This is a genomic window from Glycomyces sp. NPDC021274 (assembly GCF_040641195.1).
In the GTDB taxonomy this organism is placed as follows: Bacteria; Actinomycetota; Actinomycetes; order Mycobacteriales; family Micromonosporaceae; genus Glycomyces.
Window position 1 is genome coordinate 1 of the sequence record NZ_JBFADC010000047.1, and the last position, 1,837, is coordinate 1,837.

Consider the following 1,837-nt stretch of genomic DNA (forward strand, 5'->3'; position numbering starts at 1 on the left):
GGACAGCAGCAAGCTGGAGCGAACGAGCCTCTAACGAGGCTTCGTCCGCGCTTGCCCCCGCCCCAGGGGTGGCGGAGGAAGAGGGGGCCGGGCGCCAGCGGGCGCCCGAGCCGGGGGAGGGGAAGGCCGAGCCCGACGCCGAGCCCCGCACCGACAGCGCCGAGCACCCCGCCGTCCCGCATACCGAAGTGCCCGCCGATGCGCGACCGCCCATTGAGAAGCCCTCGTGGCGTGAGCCTGACGCCCCGGTGCTGCCCGCGCGGATGAACCGTAAGCGCACCACCGAGAAGCGCGACCGAGACAAGACCATCCGCTTCACCGCGACCGCCGTACAGACCATCGATGACGAAGCCAAGCGGCGCGGCCAGACGTTCGCCGGGTTCGTCGGCGACGCCGCGCTCGCGGTCGCGCTCGGCAAGGCGGACATGGTCGGCAGCCCAGAGGACGACCCCATCCGCCCGCTGGTGGAGGCCGTCGAGGCACACACCAAGGCGCTGAACCGGATCGGCACTAACCTCAACCAGATCACCATGGCCGTCCACTCCGGCGCGATACCCGAGCGCACCGAGGCCGTACTCGACCACATCGAGCAAGCCGCCGAGGCCAGTTACCGGCTGATGGACCAGCTCATAGAGGAAGCTGCCGCTCATGGTGCCTGACGTCTCCACCGGCTCCGACACCCGCGGACTGATCGCTTACCTCTTCGGCCCCGGTCGCCGCGACGAACACACCGACCCCCACATCGTCGTCGCCTGGGACCTCACCGGCGCCCCTGACCCCGGCCGCGACCCCGAAGCCACCTACACCCAACTCGCCAACCGCCTCGACCACCACGTCGACCTGCGTACCCGCGAACTCGGCAAGAAGCCACCGCAGCACGTGTGGCACTGTCCGGTACGCACCGCGCCCGGTGACCGCTACCTGACCGACGCCGAGTGGGCCGAGGTCGCCCGCCGCGTCGTCGACGCCACCGGCATCGCCCCCGAAGCCGACGAGAAAGCCTGCCGATGGATCGCGGTACGGCACGCGGATGACCACATCCACATCCTGGCCACCACCGTCCGCGCCGACGGCCGCCGGCCCCGCACGAACCGGGACGGCTGGCGGGCCCAGAAGGAATGCCGCAAGATCGAAGCCGAGTTCGGGCTGCGCCGCCTCAAGTCCGGCGACCTCACTGCCCCCAAGACACCCACCGGGGCCGAGCGGGCCAAGGCCGAGCGCCAGGGGCAGGACGTGACCGCGCGGGAGTGGCTGCGCGAGCAGGCGTACGCGGTCGCCGCCTCCGTACGCAGCATCGACGAGTACTTCACCGTGCTGGGCTCGCTCGGCATCCAGGTCAAGCCGCGCATCAGCGCCAAGACCGGCGAAGTGGACGGCTACAGCCTGGCCGCACCCGGCGACACCATCTGGTACGGCGGCTCCAAACTCGCCCCCGACCTGTCCTACAACCGCCTGACCGAACGCCTCCCCACCCAGGAGGTGGCCGACCGACCCCAGCAGGTGGCGGACCCGGCCGACTCGTGGCGCCGTACCGAATCCGCCGTGCGCACGGCTCGCGCGGTTCTCGATGCGGGAGACGATGCCGTGGCCCAAGGGCACTTGGAAGCCTTTGGCGACGCCCTGCACAACCTCGCCCGCGCCACACCCGGCCCGCACCAGGAGCAACTGCAAGCGGCAGCCCAGGCGTTCAACCGCGCCCGCCGCTCGTCGATCCGGGGCGACCACCAAGCCGCCACCGAACTGCGCCGAGCCGCCAAGGAACTTGCGTACGCCCCCAACCTTCCCGGTGGCCTGGCCATCGCTGTGGTCTTCGCGGCCCTGCATGTGGCCCGCGCCG

Annotated in this window: 2 protein-coding genes; both read left to right on the plus strand. The window is 71.3% G+C overall.

Annotation, left to right across the window (positions count from 1 at the left end):
- Nucleotides 1–68 precede the first annotated feature (68 nt).
- A complete protein-coding gene (locus tag AB0I03_RS26405; protein ID WP_360417306.1) occupies nucleotides 69–659 on the plus strand; it encodes a hypothetical protein in 591 nt (196 codons plus the stop codon).
- Nucleotides 649–1,837: mobilization protein (locus tag AB0I03_RS26410; RefSeq protein WP_360417304.1), on the plus strand; the 1,189-nt coding region annotated here is incomplete at its 3' end. The genes AB0I03_RS26405 and AB0I03_RS26410, both read left to right, overlap by 11 nt.